Raw genomic sequence first — 1,334 nt, 5'->3', positions numbered from 1 at the left:
TATAATTCCCCCCAATATTAGGACAGTAGCTTAAGTTTAATTTTTAACCTTAAATTCACTGTCAAATGAAACGAAGAAAGTTTACATCGGAGTTCAAGTTCAAGGTCGTTTTGGAGGCCCTGAGCGAACGTTTTTCGATCCAGGAGCTTGGGAGGAAATATGAGATCCATCCCACACAGATCACCAACTGGAAGAGCCAGTTCCTCAAGAACGGCCAAGCGGTTTTCGACCGTCCCGTGAAGGATGCCAAGACCGAGGCCCAAGAGAAGGAGGAACATCTTTTAAAGACCATCGGCCAACAGAAGGTGGAGCTTGATTTTTTAAAGAAAGCCTTGTCATGAAAGAGGATGCCAAACAAAGGAAAAGGCATGTTGACAAGGCCTCGGATCTGAGCATGGTGCGCCAGTGCGAGCTGTTGGAGATCCACCGTAGCGGGCTTTATTATGCCCCCAAGGGCGAGAGCGAACTGAACTTGGAACTCATGCGCATGGTGGACGAAGAGCACATGCTGCACCCATGGCTGGGGGTTCCCCGTATGACCGACTGGCTGCGCGAGGACAAGGGCATCAAGATCAACAAGAAACGCATCGAACGGCTGTTCCGCCTGATGGGCATATCCGCCGTAGGCCCCAAGCCCAATACTTCAAAAAGGGGCAAGGGCGCGTTGCACAAAGTGTTCAAGTACCTGTTGCGCAACCTGAAGGCGGAAGGCCCGAACCATGTATGGGCGATGGATATAACTTACATTCCGGTCAAGGGGGGCTACCTGTACCTGTGCGCCGTCATCGACCTCTATAGCCGTTACGTGGTGGGCTGGTCACTGTCCAATACCATGACATCCGAATGGTGCAGACGGACATTGGAGACCGCCGTCATGGAACATGGGACGCCGGAGATACTCAACACCGACCAAGGGAGCCAGTTCACTGCCAAGGAGTTCCATACATGGGTCACCGCCCCCGAACAGGGCATAAGGCTCAGTATGGATGGCATAGGGCGTGCCATCGACAATATATTCATCGAACGGCTATGGCGAAGTGTCAAATACGAACATGTGTACCTGTTCCCCGCCGATGACGGACTGGAATGTTACCGAGGCCTGAGGAAATACTTTGATTATTACAACGAAGAAAGAAGGCACCAGAGCCTGGAGCGGCAAGTACCATCGACCTATTATCAACACAAGAAAAGGAAAGCGGCATAATGGATATCGGGAGAAGCAGGGTTTTCAACAAAAACGGGGAGTTATCAGTCTCCCCCGGACCCCCTCTTTTCAACACCATTATCACATTTATTTTTAAAGAAAACCTGTCCTAAGGATGGGGGGAATTATA

The 1,334-nt window shown here is 50.6% G+C and carries 2 protein-coding genes; both read left to right on the top strand.

Annotated elements, in window-relative coordinates:
• Window positions 1-65 precede the first annotated feature (65 nt).
• Window positions 66-341 (top strand): transposase, encoded by a 276-nt coding sequence (locus PY092_RS19620; protein WP_275617417.1) that lies wholly within the window; start codon window positions 66-68, stop codon window positions 339-341.
• Window positions 338-1,204 (top strand): IS3 family transposase, encoded by an 867-nt coding sequence (locus PY092_RS19615; RefSeq protein ID WP_275617416.1) that lies wholly within the window; start codon window positions 338-340, stop codon window positions 1,202-1,204. The genes PY092_RS19620 and PY092_RS19615 overlap by 4 nt, the downstream gene beginning before the upstream one ends.
• Window positions 1,205-1,334 lie beyond the last annotated feature (130 nt).

The sequence above is a fragment of the Flagellimonas yonaguniensis genome (assembly GCF_029193885.1).
GTDB classification, from domain to species: domain Bacteria; phylum Bacteroidota; class Bacteroidia; order Flavobacteriales; family Flavobacteriaceae; genus Flagellimonas; species Flagellimonas yonaguniensis.
Note: the sequence above shows the minus strand (reverse complement) of the source record. Positions and strands in the feature narration are given on the sequence as shown.